This window comes from Pseudomonas sp. FP2196 (assembly GCF_030687715.1).
In the GTDB taxonomy this organism is placed as follows: Bacteria; Pseudomonadota; Gammaproteobacteria; order Pseudomonadales; family Pseudomonadaceae; genus Aquipseudomonas.
On the sequence record NZ_CP117445.1, the window covers coordinates 529,749 to 549,609 of the forward strand.

16 protein-coding genes are annotated in these 19,861 nt (G+C 59.6%); 15 read left to right on the forward strand and 1 reads right to left on the reverse strand.

What is annotated here, in order from left to right; translation table 11 throughout:
- The first annotated feature begins 58 nt into the window (after positions 1 to 58).
- The 12 genes from glnE to PSH79_RS02395 all read left to right on the forward strand — a co-directional run bounded on the left by glnE (position 59) and on the right by PSH79_RS02395 (position 14,948).
- Positions 59 to 2,998 carry a bifunctional [glutamate--ammonia ligase]-adenylyl-L-tyrosine phosphorylase/[glutamate--ammonia-ligase] adenylyltransferase gene (gene glnE / locus PSH79_RS02340; protein ID WP_305441059.1) on the forward strand — a complete coding sequence of 980 codons (2,940 nt, stop codon included), beginning with the start codon at positions 59 to 61 and terminating at the stop codon, positions 2,996 to 2,998.
- A gap of 171 nt (positions 2,999 to 3,169) precedes the next feature.
- Positions 3,170 to 4,204 (forward strand): lipopolysaccharide heptosyltransferase II, encoded by a 1,035-nt coding sequence (gene waaF / locus PSH79_RS02345; RefSeq protein ID WP_305441060.1) that lies wholly within the window; start codon positions 3,170 to 3,172, stop codon positions 4,202 to 4,204.
- Position 4,205: 1 nt separating this feature from the next.
- Positions 4,206 to 5,267 carry a lipopolysaccharide heptosyltransferase I gene (waaC, locus tag PSH79_RS02350; protein WP_187677936.1) on the forward strand — a complete coding sequence of 354 codons (1,062 nt, stop codon included), beginning with the start codon at positions 4,206 to 4,208 and terminating at the stop codon, positions 5,265 to 5,267.
- Positions 5,267 to 6,388: a glycosyltransferase family 4 protein gene (locus PSH79_RS02355; protein ID WP_305441061.1), complete on the forward strand. Its 1,122-nt coding sequence runs from the start codon at positions 5,267 to 5,269 to the stop codon at positions 6,386 to 6,388. Before waaC ends, PSH79_RS02355 begins: the two co-directional genes overlap by 1 nt.
- Positions 6,389 to 7,195, forward strand: coding sequence for a lipopolysaccharide core heptose(I) kinase RfaP (gene rfaP / locus PSH79_RS02360; protein WP_305441062.1), 807 nt, complete (start codon positions 6,389 to 6,391; stop codon positions 7,193 to 7,195).
- Positions 7,195 to 7,929 carry a lipopolysaccharide kinase InaA family protein gene (locus PSH79_RS02365; RefSeq protein WP_305441063.1) on the forward strand — a complete coding sequence of 245 codons (735 nt, stop codon included), beginning with the start codon at positions 7,195 to 7,197 and terminating at the stop codon, positions 7,927 to 7,929. The genes rfaP and PSH79_RS02365 overlap by 1 nt, the downstream gene beginning before the upstream one ends.
- The gene (locus tag PSH79_RS02370; RefSeq protein ID WP_187677932.1) at positions 7,926 to 8,678 is read left to right on the forward strand and encodes a lipopolysaccharide kinase InaA family protein; all 753 of its coding nucleotides are present in this window, start codon (positions 7,926 to 7,928) and stop codon (positions 8,676 to 8,678) included. The genes PSH79_RS02365 and PSH79_RS02370 overlap by 4 nt, the downstream gene beginning before the upstream one ends.
- Positions 8,678 to 10,129 (forward strand): lipopolysaccharide kinase InaA family protein, encoded by a 1,452-nt coding sequence (locus PSH79_RS02375; RefSeq protein ID WP_305441064.1) that lies wholly within the window; start codon positions 8,678 to 8,680, stop codon positions 10,127 to 10,129. The genes PSH79_RS02370 and PSH79_RS02375 overlap by 1 nt, the downstream gene beginning before the upstream one ends.
- Before the next feature lie 143 nt (positions 10,130 to 10,272).
- Positions 10,273 to 10,608: a YceK/YidQ family lipoprotein gene (locus PSH79_RS02380; RefSeq protein WP_305443852.1), complete on the forward strand. Its 336-nt coding sequence runs from the start codon at positions 10,273 to 10,275 to the stop codon at positions 10,606 to 10,608.
- Between the two features lie 172 nt (positions 10,609 to 10,780).
- Positions 10,781 to 12,535, forward strand: a complete 1,755-nt coding sequence (locus PSH79_RS02385) for a carbamoyltransferase (protein WP_187677929.1) — start codon at positions 10,781 to 10,783, stop codon at positions 12,533 to 12,535.
- On the forward strand, positions 12,528 to 13,436 hold the full coding sequence (locus PSH79_RS02390; RefSeq protein WP_305441065.1) for a glycosyltransferase family A protein: 909 nt from the start codon (positions 12,528 to 12,530) through the stop codon (positions 13,434 to 13,436). Before PSH79_RS02385 ends, PSH79_RS02390 begins: the two co-directional genes overlap by 8 nt.
- A 72-nt stretch (positions 13,437 to 13,508) precedes the next feature.
- Complete coding sequence (locus tag PSH79_RS02395; RefSeq protein ID WP_305441067.1) at positions 13,509 to 14,948, forward strand: hypothetical protein; 1,440 nt, start codon at positions 13,509 to 13,511, stop codon at positions 14,946 to 14,948.
- Positions 14,949 to 14,951: 3 nt separating this feature from the next.
- On the opposite strand, the gene PSH79_RS02400 is transcribed toward PSH79_RS02395, so the two are convergent.
- On the reverse strand, positions 14,952 to 15,605 hold the full coding sequence (locus PSH79_RS02400) for a toluene tolerance protein (RefSeq protein WP_305441068.1): 654 nt from the start codon (positions 15,603 to 15,605) through the stop codon (positions 14,952 to 14,954).
- Between the two features lie 125 nt (positions 15,606 to 15,730).
- Here PSH79_RS02400 and msbA point away from each other — a divergent pair, with 125 nt between their 5' ends.
- The 3 genes from msbA to PSH79_RS02415 are packed head-to-tail and all read left to right on the forward strand — an operon-like array spanning position 15,731 to position 19,846.
- The gene (msbA, locus tag PSH79_RS02405; protein ID WP_305441069.1) at positions 15,731 to 17,551 is read left to right on the forward strand and encodes a lipid A export permease/ATP-binding protein MsbA; all 1,821 of its coding nucleotides are present in this window, start codon (positions 15,731 to 15,733) and stop codon (positions 17,549 to 17,551) included.
- Complete coding sequence (locus PSH79_RS02410; RefSeq protein ID WP_305441070.1) at positions 17,545 to 18,441, forward strand: GNAT family N-acetyltransferase; 897 nt, start codon at positions 17,545 to 17,547, stop codon at positions 18,439 to 18,441. The genes msbA and PSH79_RS02410 overlap by 7 nt, the downstream gene beginning before the upstream one ends.
- Positions 18,442 to 18,445: 4 nt before the next feature.
- Positions 18,446 to 19,846: a PIG-L deacetylase family protein gene (locus PSH79_RS02415; RefSeq protein WP_305441071.1), complete on the forward strand. Its 1,401-nt coding sequence runs from the start codon at positions 18,446 to 18,448 to the stop codon at positions 19,844 to 19,846.
- The last annotated feature ends 15 nt before the right edge of the window (positions 19,847 to 19,861 follow it).

Genomic DNA, 19,861 nt, shown 5'->3' on the forward strand with positions numbered 1-19,861 from the left:
TAGCGGGTTTTCATCATTCACTACAAGCGGCCGTTTCCACGCCGATCAAGGATAGACCATGACCCTGCCCGTGCTTGCCGAACTGCCTGCCATTCTCCTGCCGTTGGTCACTCGATCCGAGCAGTCGTTCCGTACGGCCGTCGCCTCGCTTGACGACGATCACGGCTTCGCGACCTGGACACCTGAGCGCTGGGCGCAGTTCGCCCGTGTCACCGCTGCCAGCGAGTTTGTTATTGAACAGAGCGTTCGTGACCCTTTGATGTTGCTGTCGCTGGTGCAGTCCGGCGAACTCGACCGCGCCTTTGCCCCCGGTGAACTGTGCGCACAAATTGCCGCCGCCGCGAATGCCGCGCAGACCGAAGATGAACTCGGTCGCGCTTTGCGCCGCCAACGCGCCCGTCATCAGGTGCGAATCATCTGGCGTGACCTGACCCGTCAGGCCGATCTGGTGCAGACCTGCCGCGACCTCTCGGATATGGCTGACGCCAGCATCGACCAGGCCTATCAGTGGTTGTACAGCCGCCATTGCCAGCAATTCGGCACGCCGACCGGGCGGCGCAGCGGTTTGCCACAGCAGATGGTCATCCTCGGCATGGGCAAGCTCGGCGCGGTCGAGCTGAACCTGTCCTCAGACATCGACCTGATCTTTGCCTACCCCGAGGGCGGCGAAACTGTCGGCGTAAAACGTGCGCTGGATAATCAGGAATTCTTCATCCGCCTCGGCCAGCGCCTGATCAAGGCGCTGGACCCGATGACCGTCGACGGTTTTGTCTTTCGCGTCGACATGCGCCTGCGTCCATACGGTTCTTCCGGCGCGCTGGTGCTGAGCTTCAATGCGCTGGAGCAGTATTACCAGGATCAGGGCCGCGACTGGGAACGCTACGCAATGATCAAGGCGCGGGTGGTGGCTGGCGATCAAGTGGCCGGCGCGCAGTTGCTCGACATGCTGCGACCGTTTGTTTACCGGCGCTATCTGGACTTCTCGGCGATCGAAGCGCTGCGCACCATGAAGCAGTTGATCCAGCAGGAAGTGCGGCGCAAAGGCATGGCCGACAACATTAAGCTCGGCTCTGGCGGTATCCGCGAAGTCGAGTTCATCGCCCAGGCCTTTCAGTTGATTCACGGTGGGCGCGACTTGAGCCTGCAACAGCGTCCTCTATTAAAGGTGCTGAGCACGCTGGAAGGGCAGGGTTATCTGCCGCCAGCGGTGATCAGCGAGTTGCGCGAAGGCTACGAATTCCTGCGCTACACCGAACACGCGATTCAAGCGATTGCCGACCGCCAGACCCAGATGCTCCCGGACGGTGCGCAGGATCAGGCGCGCATTGCCTTCATGCTCGGTTTCGCCGACTGGGACGCCTTCCACGAAAAACTGATGTTCTGGCGCGGCCGCGTGGCCTGGCACTTCGCGCAAGTGATCGCCGATCCCGATGAGGACGAGGGCACTGAAAGCGAAGTGGTGGTCGGCGGTGAATGGCTGCCGCTGTGGGAAGAGGCGCAGGATGAAGAGGCCGCTTGTCGTCAGTTGGAGGAGGGCGGTTTTGCCGACGCGACCAAGGCTTTAAAGGCATTGGCCGGTTTGCGCGGCAGTCCGCAATTGCGTGCGATGCAGCGTTTGGGGCGTGAGCGTCTCGATGCCTTTATTCCGCGTCTGATCGCTCAGGCCGTGGAGCATGACAATCCGGATCTGGTCCTCGAACGCGTACTGCCGCTGGTTGAGGCGGTCGCCCGGCGCTCGGCTTATTTAGTGTTGTTGACGGAAAACCCCGGTGCCCTGCGGCGCTTGCTGACGCTGTGCGCGGCGAGCCCGTGGATTGCCGAGCAGATCACCCGTTTCCCGCTGCTGCTCGATGAGTTGCTCAATGAGGGCCGACTGTTCAAGCCGCCATTGGCGCCAGAACTGGCCGCCGAATTGCGCGAACGCCTTACGCGGATTCCTGAAGACGACCTCGAACAACAGATGGAAGCCCTGCGCCATTTCAAACTGGCGCATCGCTTGCGCGTCGCCGCCTCTGAAATCGCGGGTAGCCTGCCGCTGATGAAAGTCAGCGATTACCTGACTTGGCTGGCCGAGGCTATCCTCGAGCAAGTGCTGGCCCTGGCCTGGCGCCAGACCGTGGCCAAGTACGGCACGCCGCTGCGCACCGACGGCAGCTTGTGCGATCCCGGCTTCATTATTGTCGGTTACGGCAAGGTCGGCGGTATCGAGTTGGGGCACGGTTCGGATCTGGATCTGGTGTTTATCCACGACGGCGATCCGCAGGCGGAAACCGATGGACCTAAGCCGATTGATGGTGCGCAATTCTTCACTCGTCTCGGACAGCGGATCATTCACTTGCTGACGGCGCAGACCAACTCCGGCCAGCTCTATGAAGTGGATATGCGTCTGCGCCCGTCCGGCGCATCCGGGCTGTTGGTGAGTTCGCTGGGGGCTTTTGAGCGCTATCAGGAAAACGAAGCCTGGACCTGGGAGCATCAGGCTCTGGTGCGCGCGCGGGTGCTGGTCGGCAGTCAGGATGTCGGGCAGGCATTCGAGAAAGTCCGCGCGCAAGTGCTGGGCAAGGCGCGGGATCTGCCCAAGTTGCAGCAGGAGGTCAGCGAGATGCGCGCGAAGATGCGCGACAACCTCGGCAGCAAGAGCACCGCGGCCGGCACGGCGGCGAATGCCTTCGAGGCCTCGGCGCCGTTCGATCTCAAGCAGGACGCCGGAGGTATCGTCGATATTGAATTTATGGTGCAATACGCGGCTCTGGCGTGGTCGCACAGCCACCCGCCACTGCTGCGCTGGACCGATAACATCCGCATTCTGGAAGAGCTGGAGCACGAAGGGCTGATGCCCGCCGAAGATGCCAGTCTGTTGCGCGAGGCCTATAAGACCTTCCGCTCCGCCGCCCACCGGCAGGCGTTGCAGAAGGATGCCGGGGTGATAACGGGTGGCCAGTTTGTCGACGAGCGTCGACAGGTTTTGCGGATATGGCGTGAGTTGGGGCTAAGCTGAACACGGTTCGAGCTGCACCCGATACCCTGTGGGAGCGAGCCTGCTCGCGATAGCGGAGTGACAGTCGACAGTTATGTTGAAGGTAATGACCCATCGCAAGCTGCATGGCTCCCACAATGATTCTCGAGGCGGGGAGGCGTAAAGCCTCCCCGGTTCGTTTTTGGAAACCACATGAATATTCTGATCGTTGGGCCCAGTTGGGTCGGTGACATGGTGATGGCGCAGACACTGTTTCAGTGTCTCAGGCAGCGCCACCCGCAATGCGAAATCGACGTGCTGGCCCCCGAGTGGAGCCGGCCGATCCTTGAACGCATGCCTGAAGTGCGCAAGGCCTTGAGCTTTCCGCTCGGCCACGGCGCGCTGGAATTGGCGACGCGTCGGCGCATCGGCAAATCTCTGGCCGGCCAGTACGATCAGGCTATCCTGTTGCCCAACTCGCTAAAGTCGGCGCTGGTGCCTTTTTTCGCCGGTATCAAGAAACGTACCGGCTGGCGCGGCGAGTTCCGCTACGGCCTGCTCAATGACGTGCGTACTCTCGATAAAGAACGCTATCCGCTGATGATCGAGCGCTTCATGGCGTTGGCCTATGAGCCGAACGCCGATCTGCCGAAACCGTATCCGCGTCCAAGCCTGCAAATCGACCCGGTGACCCGCGAAGCGGCACTGGCCAAATTCGGCCTGACCCTCGATCGCCCGGTGTTGGCTCTATGCCCCGGCGCCGAGTTCGGCGAATCCAAACGCTGGCCGTCCGAGCATTACGCCAAAGTCGCCGAAGCGCGGATTCGCGAAGGCTGGCAGGTGTGGCTGTTCGGTTCGAAAAATGATCATGCGGTGGGTGAAGACATCCGCGCACGATTGATCCCGGGCCTGCGAGAAGAATCGGTGAACCTCAGCGGCGGCACTTCTTTGGCCGAGGCGATTGACCTGCTGTCCTGTGCTGACTCGGTGGTGTCCAACGACTCCGGCCTGATGCACGTTGCGGCAGCCCTGAACCGCCCATTGGTGGCGGTTTACGGTTCGACCTCGCCAGGCTTCACCCCACCGCTGGCCGAGCACGTCGAAATCGTCCGTCTGGGCCTCGATTGCAGTCCGTGCTTCGACCGTACTTGCCGTTTCGGCCATTACAACTGCCTGCGCCAATTGATGCCGGAAGCGGTCAACGATGCCTTGCAGAAATTGCAGGGCTCTGTGGTCGAGGTTCATTAAGTTGCGGGTATTGCTGATCAAGACTTCATCGCTGGGCGACGTGATTCACGCGTTGCCGGCGCTGACCGACGCGGCTCGGGCGATTCCCGGCATCCAGTTCGATTGGGTTGTGGAAGAAGGCTTCGCCGAAATCCCGACCTGGCACCCGGCCGTGGGCAAAGTGATTCCGGTGGCGATTCGCCGCTGGCGCAAAAACCTGTGGCAGACCATCAAGAGTGGTGAGTGGAAGCGCTTCAAGCAAAGCGTTCGCGCGAGCAAATATGACTTGGTGATCGACGCGCAGGGCCTGCTGAAAAGCGCCTGGCTAACCCGTTATGTCAAAGCCCCGGTAGCCGGCCTCGATAAAGGCTCGGCACGCGAGCCGATGGCGTCGCGTTTCTATGACCGCAAATTGGCCGTGGCCCGTGGTCAGCACGCCGTCGAACGCGTGCGTCAGTTGTTCGCGATTGCCTTGGGTTACGACCTCCCCAAAGGCTTGGGCGATTACGGCCTGAACGTCGAGCGTCTGGTCGAACTGCCGCGCAAAAACGCTTTCGTGGTGTTCCTCCACGGCACCACTTGGGACACCAAGCACTGGCCGGAAGCCTACTGGCGCGAGCTGACCGAGCGTGTTGGTTACCTTGGCGTTGGCGTCAAACTGCCATGGGGTAACCCGCTCGAGAAGGCCCGCGCCGAGCGCATCGCCGCCGGTTTCAAACACGCTGAAGTGTTGCCGAAACTGAATCTGGCCGGCGTCGGCAAGGTGCTGGCCGGGGCTCAGGCCTGCGTGGCGGTGGATACCGGTCTCGGTCACCTTGCGGCAGCGCTGGATGTACCGACGATTTCGCTGTTCGGCCCGACCAACCCGGGCCTGACCGGCGCCTACGGCAAACTGCAGATTCACTTGGCCAGCGATTTCCCGTGCGCGCCGTGCCTGCAAAAGAAATGTACCTATCAACCGACCGCGCAGGATGCCCGTCAGTTTGACCTGAAACGCGAGCAGCCTCTGTGCTTCACGCGTCTGAATCCCGAGCGTGTCGCCAGCCGACTGAGCACGTTGTTAATGGCTGAGGAGCTGCGCTGATGCAATTGGCATTTGTCCTGTACAAGTACTTCCCGTTTGGTGGTTTGCAGCGCGACTTCATGCGCATCGCCCTCGAATGCCAGAAGCGCGGTCACCAGATTCGCGTCTACACACTGATCTGGGAAGGCGACGTGCCGCCGGGTTTCGAAGTGCTGGTGGCGCCGGTGAAGGCGTTCTTCAATCACCGTCGCAACGAAAAACTCAGCGCATGGATGGAAGCGGATCTGGCCAAGCGTCCGGTGGATCGCCTGATCGGCTTCAACAAGATGCCGGGTCTGGACGTCTACTACGCCGCCGACGGCTGCTTTGAAGACAAGGCGCAGAACCTGCGCAACTCGCTGTACCGCCGCTGGGGCCGCTATCGCCACTTCGCCGAGTACGAGCGCGCGGTATTCGCCAAAGACGCGAAAACTGAAGTGCTGATGATTTCCGAAGTGCAGCAGCCGCTGTTCATCAAGCATTACGACACCCCGCTTGGGCGTTTCCATCTGCTGCCGCCGGGCATCGCTCAGGATCGTCGTCGCCCCGCGGATGCTGACGAAATTCGCGCCGGCTTCCGCGCCGAATTCAGCCTCAAGGACGACGAACTGCTGCTGGTGCAGATCGGCTCCGGGTTCAAGACCAAAGGCGTAGATCGCAGCCTCAAAGCGCTGGCCGCATTGCCGACCGAACTGAAGAAGCGCACCCGGCTGTTTGTAATTGGTCAGGATGACCCCAAATTGTTCCAGATGCAGAGTGCAACTTTGGGCCTGGGCGATAACGTGACGTTCCTCAAGGGCCGCAGCGATATCCCGCGTTTTCTGCTCGGCGCCGATTTGTTGATCCACCCGGCGTACAACGAAAACACCGGTACAGTGCTCCTCGAAGCGCTGGTAGCCGGTCTACCGGTGCTGGTCAGCGCTGTCTGCGGTTACGCCCATTACATTGCCGAGGCGGATGCCGGGCGAGTGCTGGACGAACCGTTCGATCAGGCGCAACTGACGCAGTATCTGACCGAAATGTTGAAAGACGACGCTGCACGCGCGGCCTGGAGCCGCAATGGTCTGGCCTTCGCCGAGACGGCCGACCTCTACAGCATGCCGCAGCACGCGGCCGATGTGATTCTGGCGGAGCACGCTTAAATGAAGTTGATGCTGGCTGAACCGTTCAAGAGCCTCTGGGCCGGACGCGACCCGTTCGCTGAAGTCGAGGGCTTGCAGGGCGAGGTTTATCGCGAGCTGGAAGCCCGCCGGACATTGCGCACGGAAGTCGATGGCAACGGATTTTTCGTCAAGATCCATCGTGGCATCGGCTGGGGCGAAATCTTCAAGAACCTGCTGACCGCCAAGCTGCCGGTGCTTGGCGCGGGTCAGGAGTGGCAGGCTATCCAGCGTTTGCAGCAAGTCGGCGTGCCGACCATGACTGCTGTCGCCTATGGCGAGAAGGGCAGCAACCCGGCGGATCAGCATTCGTTCATCGTCACTGAAGAGCTGGCACCGACCATCAGCCTCGAAGACTTCAGTATCGACTGGGTCAAACAGCCGCCCGAACCAAAACTCAAGCGTGCACTGATCGCCGAAGTGGCGCGTATGACCGGCATGATGCATCGCGCCGGCGTCAACCACCGCGACTGCTACATCTGCCATTTCCTGCTGCACACCGACAAACCGGTGATGGCGGAGGACTTCAAGCTGTCGGTGATCGACCTGCACCGTGCCCAGACCCGTGCAAAGATTACCCAGCGCTGGCGCAACAAGGATCTGGCAGCGCTGTACTTTTCCGCGCTGGACATCGGCCTGACCCGTCGCGACAAACTGCGTTTCCTCAAAAGCTATTTCCAGCAGCCGCTGCGCCAGATCCTGGCTGAAGAAGCGCCGCTGCTGAACTGGCTGGAAGGCAAGGCCAACAAGCTCTATGCGCGTAAACAGCGATACGGGGATGCGCTCTGATGGCGGGTTGGACTCTTGAGCCGCAATACAGCGATCTCGCCGAAGATTTCGGCAGCCTCGACGCTGTATTTGCCCTGCAAGGCGAGCGCCTGACCCGTGACCCGTTGTCCGAGGTCATTCGTGTGCAACGCAATGGCGTCAACTATTACGTCAAGCGCTACGTCGGTGCCGGAAAAGGCCTGCGCCGTTATCTCGGCAAGCCACGGGTGAAAATGGAATGGCAGAACCTCAAGCGCTTCGCCAAGTGGGGCATCCCCACCGCCGAAGTGGTGGCCTGGGGGCTGGAGCGTCGCGGCGCGGCGTATGACCGTGGCGCGATGATCACCCGCGAACTGCCCAATACCGAAGACCTCTCGGCGCTCGCCGAGCGCAAGGACCCGAAGCTCAAGGATCGCGCCTGGGTTGACGGTGTCAGCCGGCAATTGGCCGGGTATACCCGGACGATGCATGATCAGCGTTTTACTCATAATGACCTGAAATGGCGCAACCTGTTGATCGATGATCAGGCGCGCATATTTCTCATCGATTGCCCCAATGGCGAGTTCTGGCGCGGGTTCTGGCTCAAGTACCGAATCACCAAGGATCTGGCCTGTCTCGACAAGCTCGCCAAATATCATCTGTCCAATACCCAACGCCTGCGCTTTTATATGCAATACCGCCAGTGCGATCGGCTGAATGCTGCCGACAAGAAACGGATTCGGCACGTGGTGAGATTTTTCGAGGGACGTGAATGACTGATTTTCTGGCCGAAGAAGACCGGGCGCTGCTTGAGCGCCACGGTCTAGGCACTTTTGACGCCCTGTGGGCCAAGCAGCTAGAAGCGGTGGATGAGCCTAATACCGCTCGTGGCGGCTGGAGCAGCGTGTTTCGTCTGGATCTTGAGGGCCAGGGTTACTACCTCAAGCGCCAGAGCAATTACCTGACTCGCACCTTGCATGCGCCCTTCGGCGAGCCAAGCTTTGCTCGTGAATTTCGCAACATCAGCCGTTATCGCAAGCTCGGCATTCCGGCGCTGCAAGCCGCTTTTTTCGGTGAGCGTAAAGTCGACGGCGAAGTTCGCGCAATCTTGCTGACGCGCGCGCTGGACGGCTGGAGCGATCTCGAATCGCTGCTGGCGCGTTGGTCACAGCTCAGCGTTGCGCAGCAATCGGCCATCCTCAAGGCTTGCGGGCTGCTGGCTCGGCATCTGCACGGTGTCCGTCAGGTGCATGGTTGTTTTTACCCCAAACACATTTTTTTGCGAGCCAGCGGTGACGGGTATCAGGCGCAACTGATCGACCTTGAAAAGACCCGGCCGTTATTGTTCGGCATGCGTGACCGGATCAAGGATCTGGAGCCGCTGCAACGTCGTGCGCCTGAGTGGAGCGAGGCGCAATTGCGTGAATTGCTCGCGGCATATCTCGATCAGTCCACCGACAGTTCGCTGCTCGACAACTGGCTTGCCCGGCTGACGGCGCGACGTAGTCACAAGGAGACCCGCTGATGCAATTGTCCGCGCTGGCCGCTGTCGGGCGAGCCCCAGAACTGCCGCTGACGGTGACCCTGTCCGATGCGGCCGGCGCTGCGGATCTGCAGTTGTTGAGTCTGCTGCGGGTGTTGCCTGGGCAGCGTTACGTTGGTGCCGGCGTCTGGCGCGGCCGGCCGGTGCTGGCAAAGTTGCTGGTCGGCAGCAAGGCTGCCCGGCACTTTCAGCGTGAGCTGGAAGGTGTGCGCTTGCTGGCTGCTCAAGGTCTGACGACTCCGCTGCTGCTGGCCGATGGTCTGGTGAACGGTGAGGGTGGCTGGCTGCTGTTCGATTTCCTTGAGGGGGCCGAAAGCCTTGGTGAGGCCTGGACGAAAGTCGAGACGCTGCCGGTGCTGGCGGATGAACAATCCGCCGTATTGGCCGAGGCGCTCGGCGCCATCGGTCAGTTGCACGGCAAGGGGCTTTGGCAGGAAGACCTGCATCTGGACAATCTGCTGCGACATGGCGGTCAGTTGTACTTGATCGACGGTGCCGGCATTTGTGTGGAAACCGCCGGTCAACCGCTGTCACGGCAGAAGGTTCTGGAAAACCTCGGTGTGTTTTTTGCTCAGTTGCCCAAGGCGCTCGAGCAGTACACAGAAGAGTTGCTGGTTTATTACCTGCTGAGCAACAGCGAGCACGCGTTGCCGCTGGAAGCCTTGCAGAAACAGATCGACAAGGTGCGCCGCTGGCGTTTGAAGGATTACCTGATCAAGGTCGGCCGTGAATGCACGCTGTTCAGCGTCCAGCGTGGGGCGTTTGGTTTGCGGGCGATCCGGCGCGAGGAAGAAACGGCCATGGTGCCGGTGCTTGAGCAGGCCGATGGGCTGCTTGATCAAGGCCACCTCTATAAAACCGGCGGTGCCGCGAGCGTCGGCAAGGTCGAAGTGGGCGCGCGCGCACTGGTGATCAAGCGCTATAACATCAAGGGCTTTGCCCATTGGCTCAAGCGTTTCTGGCGTCCGAGTCGAGCCTGGCACTCGTGGCGCGAGGGCAATCGTCTGGCGTTTCTTGGTATTGCCACGCCCAAGCCGCTGGCGGTGCTGGAAAAGCGTTTTTTGTGGTTGCGCAGTCGCGCATATCTGGTGACCGAGTTCCTGCCGGGGCCAGACATCATCGAGCGCTTCGCTCCTTACGTTGAAAACGGCGAGGCGCCGGAATCGGAATTGCAGGCGCTGGATGTGCTGTTTGCGCAATTGATTGCCGAACGCATCAGTCATGGTGATTTCAAGGGGCATAATCTGTTCTGGCAGGACGATCGCTGGGCACTGATCGATCTGGATTCAATGTGCCAGCATGGCTCGATGGGCACCTTCGTGGGTGCCTATGCGCGGGATCGCGCGCGGTTCATGCGTAACTGGCCGGAGAGTAGCGCGCTCTATCAGGTGATCGATCAGCGTTTGCCCAAAGATATCTCCAGCGTGCCCTGAGAGGTTTGTTGAGCGCAGCCAATCGCGCGCTAGGCGATGGGGGACAAGAACCGGCGACTTGTCCTACAGCCTCATCAGAAGTGATGAACTTTGCCCGCTGCAGCCTCGATGCTAGTTTGCCTGACGACTTCGGAGGGCTGCTCTTGACGATCAAAAAGGCTGTGACGCTGGGCGCTTTTTCATGGGTTTTGTCAGGCTGCGGCAGCGCTCTGACGGTATTGCAAGACGATGCCGACGTTGCTCGCGACATGCGCAAGCAAAAAACCTACTGCCAATCCATTCCGCGCATTTACAGCGGTCTGGCCTACGACTTCTGCGTATTGAACGCACCGCCAGATCCAAGCGGCTACCTCGTACCTTTCGTGTTGCTGGATTTGCCGCTATCCGGTGCATTCGACACGGTTGTGCTGCCCTATACGATTTATCGGCAGGTCACTGAGGGCCACCTCAGCATTTATTGGCGCAAGGGCGATTATTGAGCCAAACGACAAGGTATATCTGAACCATTCACTCCGGGGCAATTCGCACAGGGTAATTCCCGTCACGTTTACGCTATAATCCCGCCCTTTAGCTGTCTCTCGCCTCGCGCGAGGGCACATCAATTTTCAAGGCGCATCGCGCCTGCATGCAGACTAAAGAGGCTAGACCCCTGTGGCATTGACGATTCTTGGCCTGTCCGGCGCCCTTAGCCATGACCCTTCAGCAGCCTTGTACATCGACGGCAAGCTGGTGGCGGCGGCTGAAGAAGAGCGCTTCGTACGCGATAAGCATGCAAAGAACCGCATGCCCTACGAATCGGCGAAGTTCTGTCTTGAACAGGCCGGCATCAAGCCGTCCGACGTTGACGTGGTTGCGATCCCGTTCGCCCCGATCAGCCTGTTCGGCAAGGCCCGCTGGCACTATGCCAAGCGGTACTGGTACGCCCCGGACCGCGCCCTCGACGCGATCCTGATGGGTAACCGTCGCTACAAGCGCTATCGCAACAAGATTGTCTGGTGCCTCGAGCAACTGGGCTTTGATCCGAAAAAAATCAAGATCGAGCCCGTCGAGCATCATTTGGCTCACGCTTCCAGCGCATACCACTGCTCCGGTTTCAAAGAGAAAACCGCGATCCTCGGTATCGACGGCAAGGGCGAGTACGCCACGACCTTCTTCGGTTATGGCGAAAACGGCAAGATCCACAAGATCAAGGAATTCTTCGATCCGGACTCCCTCGGCGGCCTGTACGGTGCGATCACCGAATTCCTCGGTTTCGAGATGCTCGATGGCGAGTTCAAGGTCATGGGCATGGCGCCATACGGTGACGCCAGCAAATACGATTTCTCGCGTCTGGCTTCGTTTGAGAACGGCGAACTGGTGATCAACACCGACTACGCCAACGTGATCGGCCTGCGTCGCTACAAAGAGAAGGGCAAGGGTTTCTACTTCTCGCCGAAGCTGATCGAATGGCTTGGCCCGAAACGTGAGGGCGATATCGCTGACGAACCTTACATCCACTACGCCGCGAGCATGCAAGCGCTGTTCGAGAAACTGGCGTTGCAGATGATCGACTACTACCTGGGCGATGTGCTCAAGGAAACCGGCAAGCTGGCGTTCGCTGGCGGCTGTGCGTTGAACGTCAAGCTCAACCAGAAAATTATCGCCCGTGACGACATCAAGGAACTGTTCGTTCAACCAGCGTCCGGTGATGCCGGCACCGCAGTTGGCGCCGCAGCCTATGTGTCCCACGCCCGTGGCGTACCGGTCGAGAAGATGGAGCACGTCTACCTCGGCCCGTCCTACAGCAACGAAGACGTGATCGCCGCATGCGCCCGTCACGAGAGCAAACCGGCCTGGCGCAAACTCGACAACATGCCGGAGCAGATCGCCAAAATCATGGTCGAGGGCAATCCGGTGGCCTGGTTCCAGGGTCGCATGGAGTTCGGTCCGCGTGCGCTGGGTGGTCGTTCAATCATCGGTTGCCCGAGCGTGGCCGGCGTTGCTGATCGTATTAACCACCAGATCAAGTTCCGCGAGCGCTGGAGGCCTTTCTGCCCGTCGATGCTCGACACCGTTGCTCCACAGATGATCAAGATCGATCACCCGGCGCCGTTCATGACCTTCACCTTTGAAGTGGCCGAAGAGTGGAAGACCCGCGTGCCGGAAGTTGTCCACGAAGACGGTACGTCCCGTGCCCAGGTGCTCAAGCGCGAGTACAATCCGCGCTACTACGACATGATGAAGGCGCTGGAAAATCTGACCGGCAATGGCGTGTCGCTGAACACCTCGCTCAACCGTCGAGGTGAACCGATGATCTGCTCTCCGACCGATGCGCTGAACATGTTTTTCGGCTCCGATCTGGAATACCTGATCATGGAAGATATTCTGGTCGTTAAAGAGGGTGTAAAAGGATACGGTCTTGACTGAGACATTGATCAGCGTCGTGATTCCCGTTTACAACTACGCGAGAACCCTGCCCCGTGCAGTGGAATCGGTGTTGGCGCAACTGGATGAAGCGACGGCAGATCTGTTGGTCATCGACGATGGGTCGACGGACGAGACGCCTGAGGTAGTGGAGAGACTTCTGCTCAAGCATGGCGGGCGTTTTCGCGCGCTGCGCAAAAGCAATGGCGGCTTGTCGACAGTGCGCAATCGGGGGATCGAAGAGACGACCGGTCAGTATCTGGTTTTCCTTGATTCCGACGACGAAATGGCGCCCGGCGCATTGGCTGCACTTTCAGAACATATCGCCAGCAACCCTGAAAGCCGGATGGTCATTGGCGCCCACTTGTCGGTGTTTGCTGACGGCAGGCGCAGCCTGCAGCCAGCCAAACCCTTGCCTTTGACCCCCCGGCAGCGATTGCAGGGCTACCTGCTGGACAAGACCGTATCGATTTCCAACGGCGCCTGTGCAATGCATCGTGATGTATTTGTTCCGGGTAATTACCCGGAGCATTTGCGCAACGTCGAGGACTTGCCAGTGTTTGCTCAAGTGCTGGCGCGTTTTCCTTGCAGTGTTCTGGACAAGCCTCTGGCACTTATCTACAAGCACGCCGACAGCATGCGCCATGATTTGCGCCAAAGTCTTGCGGCCGGTACCGAGCAGGTTGTCAGCGAAGTGTTCTCCAAGCGACGGATGCCGGAAGGGATGCACGACCTGCGGCAGGCATTTCTGGCGCAGCGTTGCCTGTCGTTGTTCCGCGATTGTTATTCCCATGGCGAGTACGACTTGGCCAAGACCTTCTATTTTCAGGCATTGCGTGCAGACTGGCGTACGGTTTCGCGTTGGTCATACACTCGCAAGGCTTTGCGGCTGCTGTTTCGGTAATGGTTCGCGCAGTGCATGCGCGTACCTGGTAATGAGTGTTGAGGTGGCTGGGTGAAAGGTACGGGCAGCAAGATGGGAGTCAAAGTCTCCAGGATCATCGACGAATACCCGGTATGGTTGGCATTTTTTGGCAGCTTGCTGCTCTCGCTGATTGCGGTCATGGGCACCGCGACTGTAGGGCGAGATGCAGCGCTGTACATTGATATTGCGCAACAGGTAACTGAGCACGGCCCCAATGTGGCTTGGGCAGCGTTTGACTGGCCCTGGTTTTCCTTTCTGCTGGCTGGCACGCATATCGTCCTGCGTTTGCCGCTGGAGCTGAGCGCCTATCTTTGGTGTGCGCTCTTTTTTGCCGGTACTGGCGCGTTGATGGTTGACTGCGTGCGGCAGCGATCGCCCGACATCACCCGTTGGGCTTGTCTGGTGGTGCTGGCGATGCCAGCGGTCAATGCCTTTCGAAATGACATCATTCGTGAATGCGGTTTCTGGTTTTTCTGTACGCTGACGCTCTGGCTTGCGTTGCGCTGGCAGGCCCGTGGTGGCTGGTTTCGTGCAGCCTTCATTCATCTGGCCATCGTCGCGGCAGCCTTGTTCCGGCTGGAAGCCTTGTTGCTGATTCCGGCGTTGGCGCTGTGGCAATTGCCCAGTCTGTGGTCGTCGACTCGACGCCTGCAATTTCTTCAGTTCTCGCTGCTGCCGGTTTTGGGGTTGCTGGTCATCTCGGTATCGGGCGTGCTCCTGTCGCCGCGTGTGATGCTTTATCTGGACATGATTGCCCCCCACGGCGTGCTGTCATCGTTTGAGATGCTTTGCGATCAATTCGCCAACTCACTCATCAACAAGTACTCCCAGGACGAAGCGGGGCGGATCGTTTTCTTCGGCATCCTGGCGAGCATCACCATCAGCTTCGTGAAATTGATGGGACCTTTCGCCGTCCCGTTCATTTTGCGTCGCAACTGGGGTGTGCTAGGTACCTACTGGCGTGAATATTGCCCCTTCGCTTGGGCGGCGTTGCTGTACCTGGTGGTGCTGGTGCTGTTTTTCATCAAGCAGCAGTTCATGAATACGCGCTACCTGAGTTTTTTGAATCTGCTGTTCGTGCCGGTACTGGCGATGGGGTTGGCGGCGTTTGTTCGCGAGTTCCCGCGTTGGGGCAAGTGGTTGGTTGTTTTGGCGTTGCTGGTGATGCTGTCGAACGTCATTTCCACCGGGGCCGGCAAAACTCACTATGTCGACGCGGGCCGCTGGGTGTCTTCCCACGTGGAGCCGGGTGCGCCGACCTGGTTCGAGGATGGGCGGATCAGTTACTACGCCGGTCGCGGCTATGTGCTGCCAGCTCTGACCCAAGAGCAAGCACTGTCGCCAGCGCATGCCGGCGACTATCGGTATTTTGTGATCGAGGCCAAGGGTGACGAGCCCTGGCTGAAGGAGTGGCTGCAAGCGCACAAGCTGCGCATCATCGAGCGCTTCGCCAATCGAAAGGGTGCAACGGTCGTAGTCATTGGCCGCTAAGGTTTAACTCAGCAGCGGCCGCAGGCGCGAGATCAGTGGCGCCTGCCGGTTGCTCGGCAGGGATTGCCGGTAACCTTCAATAAAACTGTTGCCGGCGTCCTGCCCCAGCAGCCACTGCCGGTCTTCCTTGTAACGCAGCAAGTGGGCGAAATTGCGCAGGCGTTTGCTGTCGCTGAGTGCGCGCTTCTGGCAGCGCAAGTCGGCGATATCGATCAGACCCAAGTGGTTGTCGGGAGTCAGTACGACGTTGCCAAAGTGCAGTGATCGAAAGTACACACCTTTCTCGTGCAATTGCGCGAAGTACCCGCCCAGTTGGAACCTCAGAGAATCATTGCCTTCGCGGGTGCCTTGTAACTGGCGCACCGTGTCGCCCGCGAGCGGGCTGTAATACACGCCGTCGCGCTCGATGCTCGGGATGCGATAGACCGCAATCACTTTCGGGCAGAGGATGCCGCGCTGTTCGAGTGCCCGGGTGTTGTCGGCAAAGCGTTGCGCGTAGGGATAGAGCAGCGCCGAGCTGAGCAGCCGCTTGCGGCGGAATAGCTTGAGCATGCGTCCATCGGCCAATCTGAGCACTTTGTCGCCGGAACCGTCGGCTTCCAGTACGTGTGCACCTTCGCGCAGTGCCTCGTAAGTGCTGTGATCAATCGATTGCATGTCTGGCTCCCCATCATTAGCGGCGTATCTTAACCGACTTGGTCAAGGGCTGGCGTGAAGTCATGTTTATCGAGGGAAAAACGCGTGTGATATCATCCCCGCCTCACTGAATTGTGCGGATCACCATGAGCAGTCCTGAACCGAAAGCCCAGTCAACGCTGGCGATCTACTTCCGCCTATTGGCTTACGTGCGGCCTTATGCCGGTCTCTTCCTCCTCAGCATCGTCGGGTTTCTGATCTTCGCATCGACTCAGCCGATGCTCGCTTACATCCTTAAGTACTTTGTCGATGGTCTGGCCAATCCTGAAGCCAGCCTGTTTCCGGGCAACCCTTATCTGGGCAAGTTGCAGTTACTCGAAACCGTGCCACTGATGATCGTCTTCATTGCTCTGTTGCAGGGCGTGGGGTCGTACCTGGGCAACTTTTTTCTGGCCCGGGTTTCCCTGGGGCTGGTGCACGACCTTCGGGTTGTGCTTTTCAACAAGCTGCTGGAGCTGCCTAATCGCTTCTTCGACAAGAACAACTCCGGACACCTGATTTCCCGGATCACCTTTAACGTGACGATGGTCACCGGTGCGGCGACGGACGCGATCAAAGTGGTCATCCGTGAAGGCATGACCGTGATTTTCCTGTTCTGCACTCTGTTGTGGATGAACTGGAAACTCACCCTGGTGATGGTGGCCATCCTGCCGGTGATCGGCATCATGGTGAACAGCACCAGCAAGAAATTCCGCAAGCAAAGCAAAAAGATCCAGGTGTCGATGGGCAACGTTACGCACGTCGCTTCCGAGACGATCCATGGTTATCGCGTTGTGCGCAGTTTCGGTGGCGAACTCTACGAGAAGACGCGCTTTCGTGATGCCAGTCAGAGCAACACCGACAAGCAACTGACGATGACCAAGACCGGCGCGGTCTACACCCCGATGCTGCAACTGGTGACTTACAGCGCCATGGCCGTGGTCATGTTCCTTGTGCTGTACCTTCGTGGTGACGCATCACCGGGTGATCTGGTGGCTTACATCACCATGGCCGGTTTGTTGCCCAAGCCTATTCGTCAGCTCTCCGAAGTCAGCTCTACCATCCAGAAGGGCGTGGCCGGTGCCGAGAGTATTTTCGAGCAACTGGATGAGCCGGCTGAAGTGGATCAAGGCACGGTCGAGCGCGATCGTCTTGAAGGCCGACTGGAAGTGCGCAATCTCAGCTTCCAGTACCCGGACACCGACAAGCAGGTGCTCAACGACATCAGCTTTGTCGTGGAGCCAGGGCAAATGGTCGCATTGGTTGGCCGTTCAGGCAGCGGCAAGTCCACCCTTGCCGGACTGATTCCGCGTTTTTATCAGCACGAACAGGGACAAATTCTGCTCGATGGCGTCCAAGTGCAGGATTTCACCTTGCGCAGTCTTCGTCGTCAGATCGCTCTGGTAACCCAGGCGGTCACGCTGTTCAACGATACGGTGACCAACAACATCGCGTACGGCGATTTGGCGGGCGCGCCTTTCGAAGAGGTCAAGCGTGCTGCTTCCGAGGCCTATGCCGACGAGTTCATCGTCAAGATGCCGCAGGGCTATGAAACCATGGTCGGCGAAAACGGCGTGCTGCTTTCCGGCGGCCAGCGTCAGCGTATCGCCATCGCTCGGGCGCTTCTCAAGGATGCGCCGCTGTTGATACTCGATGAAGCCACTTCAGCCCTCGATACCGAGTCGGAGCGGCATATTCAGGCAGCGTTGGATCATGTGGTGCAGAACCGCACGACCCTGGTGATTGCGCACCGCCTGAGCACCATCGAGAAGGCTGACCTGATTCTGGTCATGGATGAAGGCCGGATCGTTGAACGCGGCACCCACGCACAACTGCTGGAGCAGAACGGCTATTACTCCCGTCTGCACGCCAAAGAGTTTGAAGAGGGTGATGAAGTTCAGCCGGCCCACGCGACCAACCTATGCTGACGATGTTTCGCAGCTTTCGTGAACGTGGCTGGACGGAGATCGACCGGGACGCCTACGCCCGGGCATGGCAACGTTTCGGCGGCAGCTTCGCGACGCATCCCGAGGTGGTCGAGCGCCTGTCGACGTTCGTGGGTATCGAACTGCGCTATCTGGGCTGGATCGTTGGTGGCGATGTTGTCGCCGCCATTCCCTGCTGGGGGCGTCATGTCGCCTTGTCCAAGGAAGTGCTCAAGCGCGAGGGCAAGCGTGGGTTGCTGGACATGGGCAATGCCGAAATCATTCTGCCGATCGCGCCCGATGTCGTCGTCCCGGTTCGCCAGCGCATGGCTTATGTCTCCCAGCTCAATGCCGAGCAGATCAGCACCTTGAAAGTGCAGCCGGAGGGCCTGGCCTTGGCCCGATTGCCGGAAGAGTATTCGAAGAAGTTCCGCTACAACCAGCGTCGCGAGCAGCGGTTGCTGGAAGAGGCGGGTGGTTCGCTGGTGCCGATGTCCGAGTTTTCTGCCCCAGAGCAGGCGCAGGCATACGCTGATCTGTTCCAGCGTCGCTGGGGCTTTGAAGTGCCGGGCAAGGCCGGGCTAGTAGAAGTCTTTACACTGTTGCGCGAATTCATGACGGGTTCCGTCGCCATGCTCGAATCGGCGCCGGTGGCCATTCAGGTGCTGTACCGCGTCGAGGCGCCGCAATGGGTTTCGCTGGAATACATCAATGGTGGCGTCGACCCGCAGAGTCGTGAGTTCAGCCCCGGTAGCGTACTGAGTTTCGTCAATACCCAGCAGGCCTGGGCCGATGCTCAGGCACTGGGCAAGCCTCTGCGCTATTCATTCGGTCGTGCTGACCGTGAGTACAAGGATCGCTGGTGCCACACGGTGCCGGTCTACAAGGTCTGAATTGATGAGCGCTCGCAAGCAACAGCTACTCAAGGTTCACCGGCGCAACAAGCGGATGTTCCTTGTCGCGTTCCTGGTTGCGCTGCTGGTGATCGGACTCCTGATCGGCTGGTGGCTGGTGCCGCTGTTGCTGGTGCTGGCCTGGGTTGCCCACGAGGCATGGTTTGCCGATCACTTGTTTTACCGGCCCTCCGACGACTATCGATACGACTTTCCAGCGAATGCTGCGCGTCAGCAGGTAAGCCTGGACGGCGGCGTGGTGCGCCTGAGCGGCCCGTTGGCGCCGGGCGAAACGCTCATTCTCGAGCTTGAATTGAAGTCCGGCTGGCTGGGGCGCTGGCTCGATCCTTACGTTCAGGTGGGTAATGATCGTCAGGACTTCGAGCGTGGGGTCAAGGGGCGGCGTTTCCTGAATCTTTCCGGGCAGGCGGATACGCTGAGTCAAGGCGCGCTGACGCTGCGCGGCCGGTATTGCGCGCTGGGTGCCACGGGCACGCTGTGGGTCATGGCCAATCCCGATTACACCCGTCAGCGCGTGATGGTCATTGCGCCCCATGCCGATGATGCGGAACTCGCTGCATTCGGCCTCTACAGCCGCAGTGAAGACGTTAGCATCGTCACCCTGACCCAAGGCGAAATCGAGGCTGAAAACTTCCAGTCACTGGGCCTTGATCAAGCCGCCGCTGCCCGGCTGAAGGGGCGTTTACGCAGTTGGGACAGTCTCGTTATTCCTTTATGGGGCGGCGTGCCGGCCGAACGTTGCGTGCAATTGGGTTATTACTGCCTGCAATTGCCAGCGATGGCCGCAGAACCGGCCACGGCGTTCGGTTCCCGTGAGTCGCAGGAAAGCGATGTACGCAGTGTGCGCCGACACAATCCGCTGATCTTGCCTGCCGACGCCGATGGGCAGCCGACCTGGCAGAATCTGGTCGCAGACGTGACCGCGCTGCTGGAACACTATCGTCCAGAGGTAGTGGTGACGCCGCATCCTGAGCTGGATCCGCACAGCGACCACGTTGCCTCCACCCAGGCACTGCTTGCGGCGATTGCCCTGAGCGACTGGAAACCCAAAACTTTGCTCATGTACGCCAATCATCTGCATGACAACGACCGCTGGCCAATGGGGCCTGCCGGTGCCGGTATCGCGTTGCCGCCGGCCATCGAGCCCTTGCCGTCCGACCGCTTGTGGAGCCCGCTGCTGTCGGCGGACGTGCAACTGGACAAGGCCATGGCGCTGGCCATGGAGCACGACTTGCAGGATGGGCCAGTGCTCAAGCGCCAACTGCGACGCTGGATCCAGCACGCTTTGGCGGGTCGTCGCTGGCCTGTAACGGGCAGTAACGAGTTTTTCCGCAAGGCTGTCCGGCGTCATGAGTTGTTCTGGGTGCGCGACCTTTCAGATTGAGGCGGACGGCGCTTT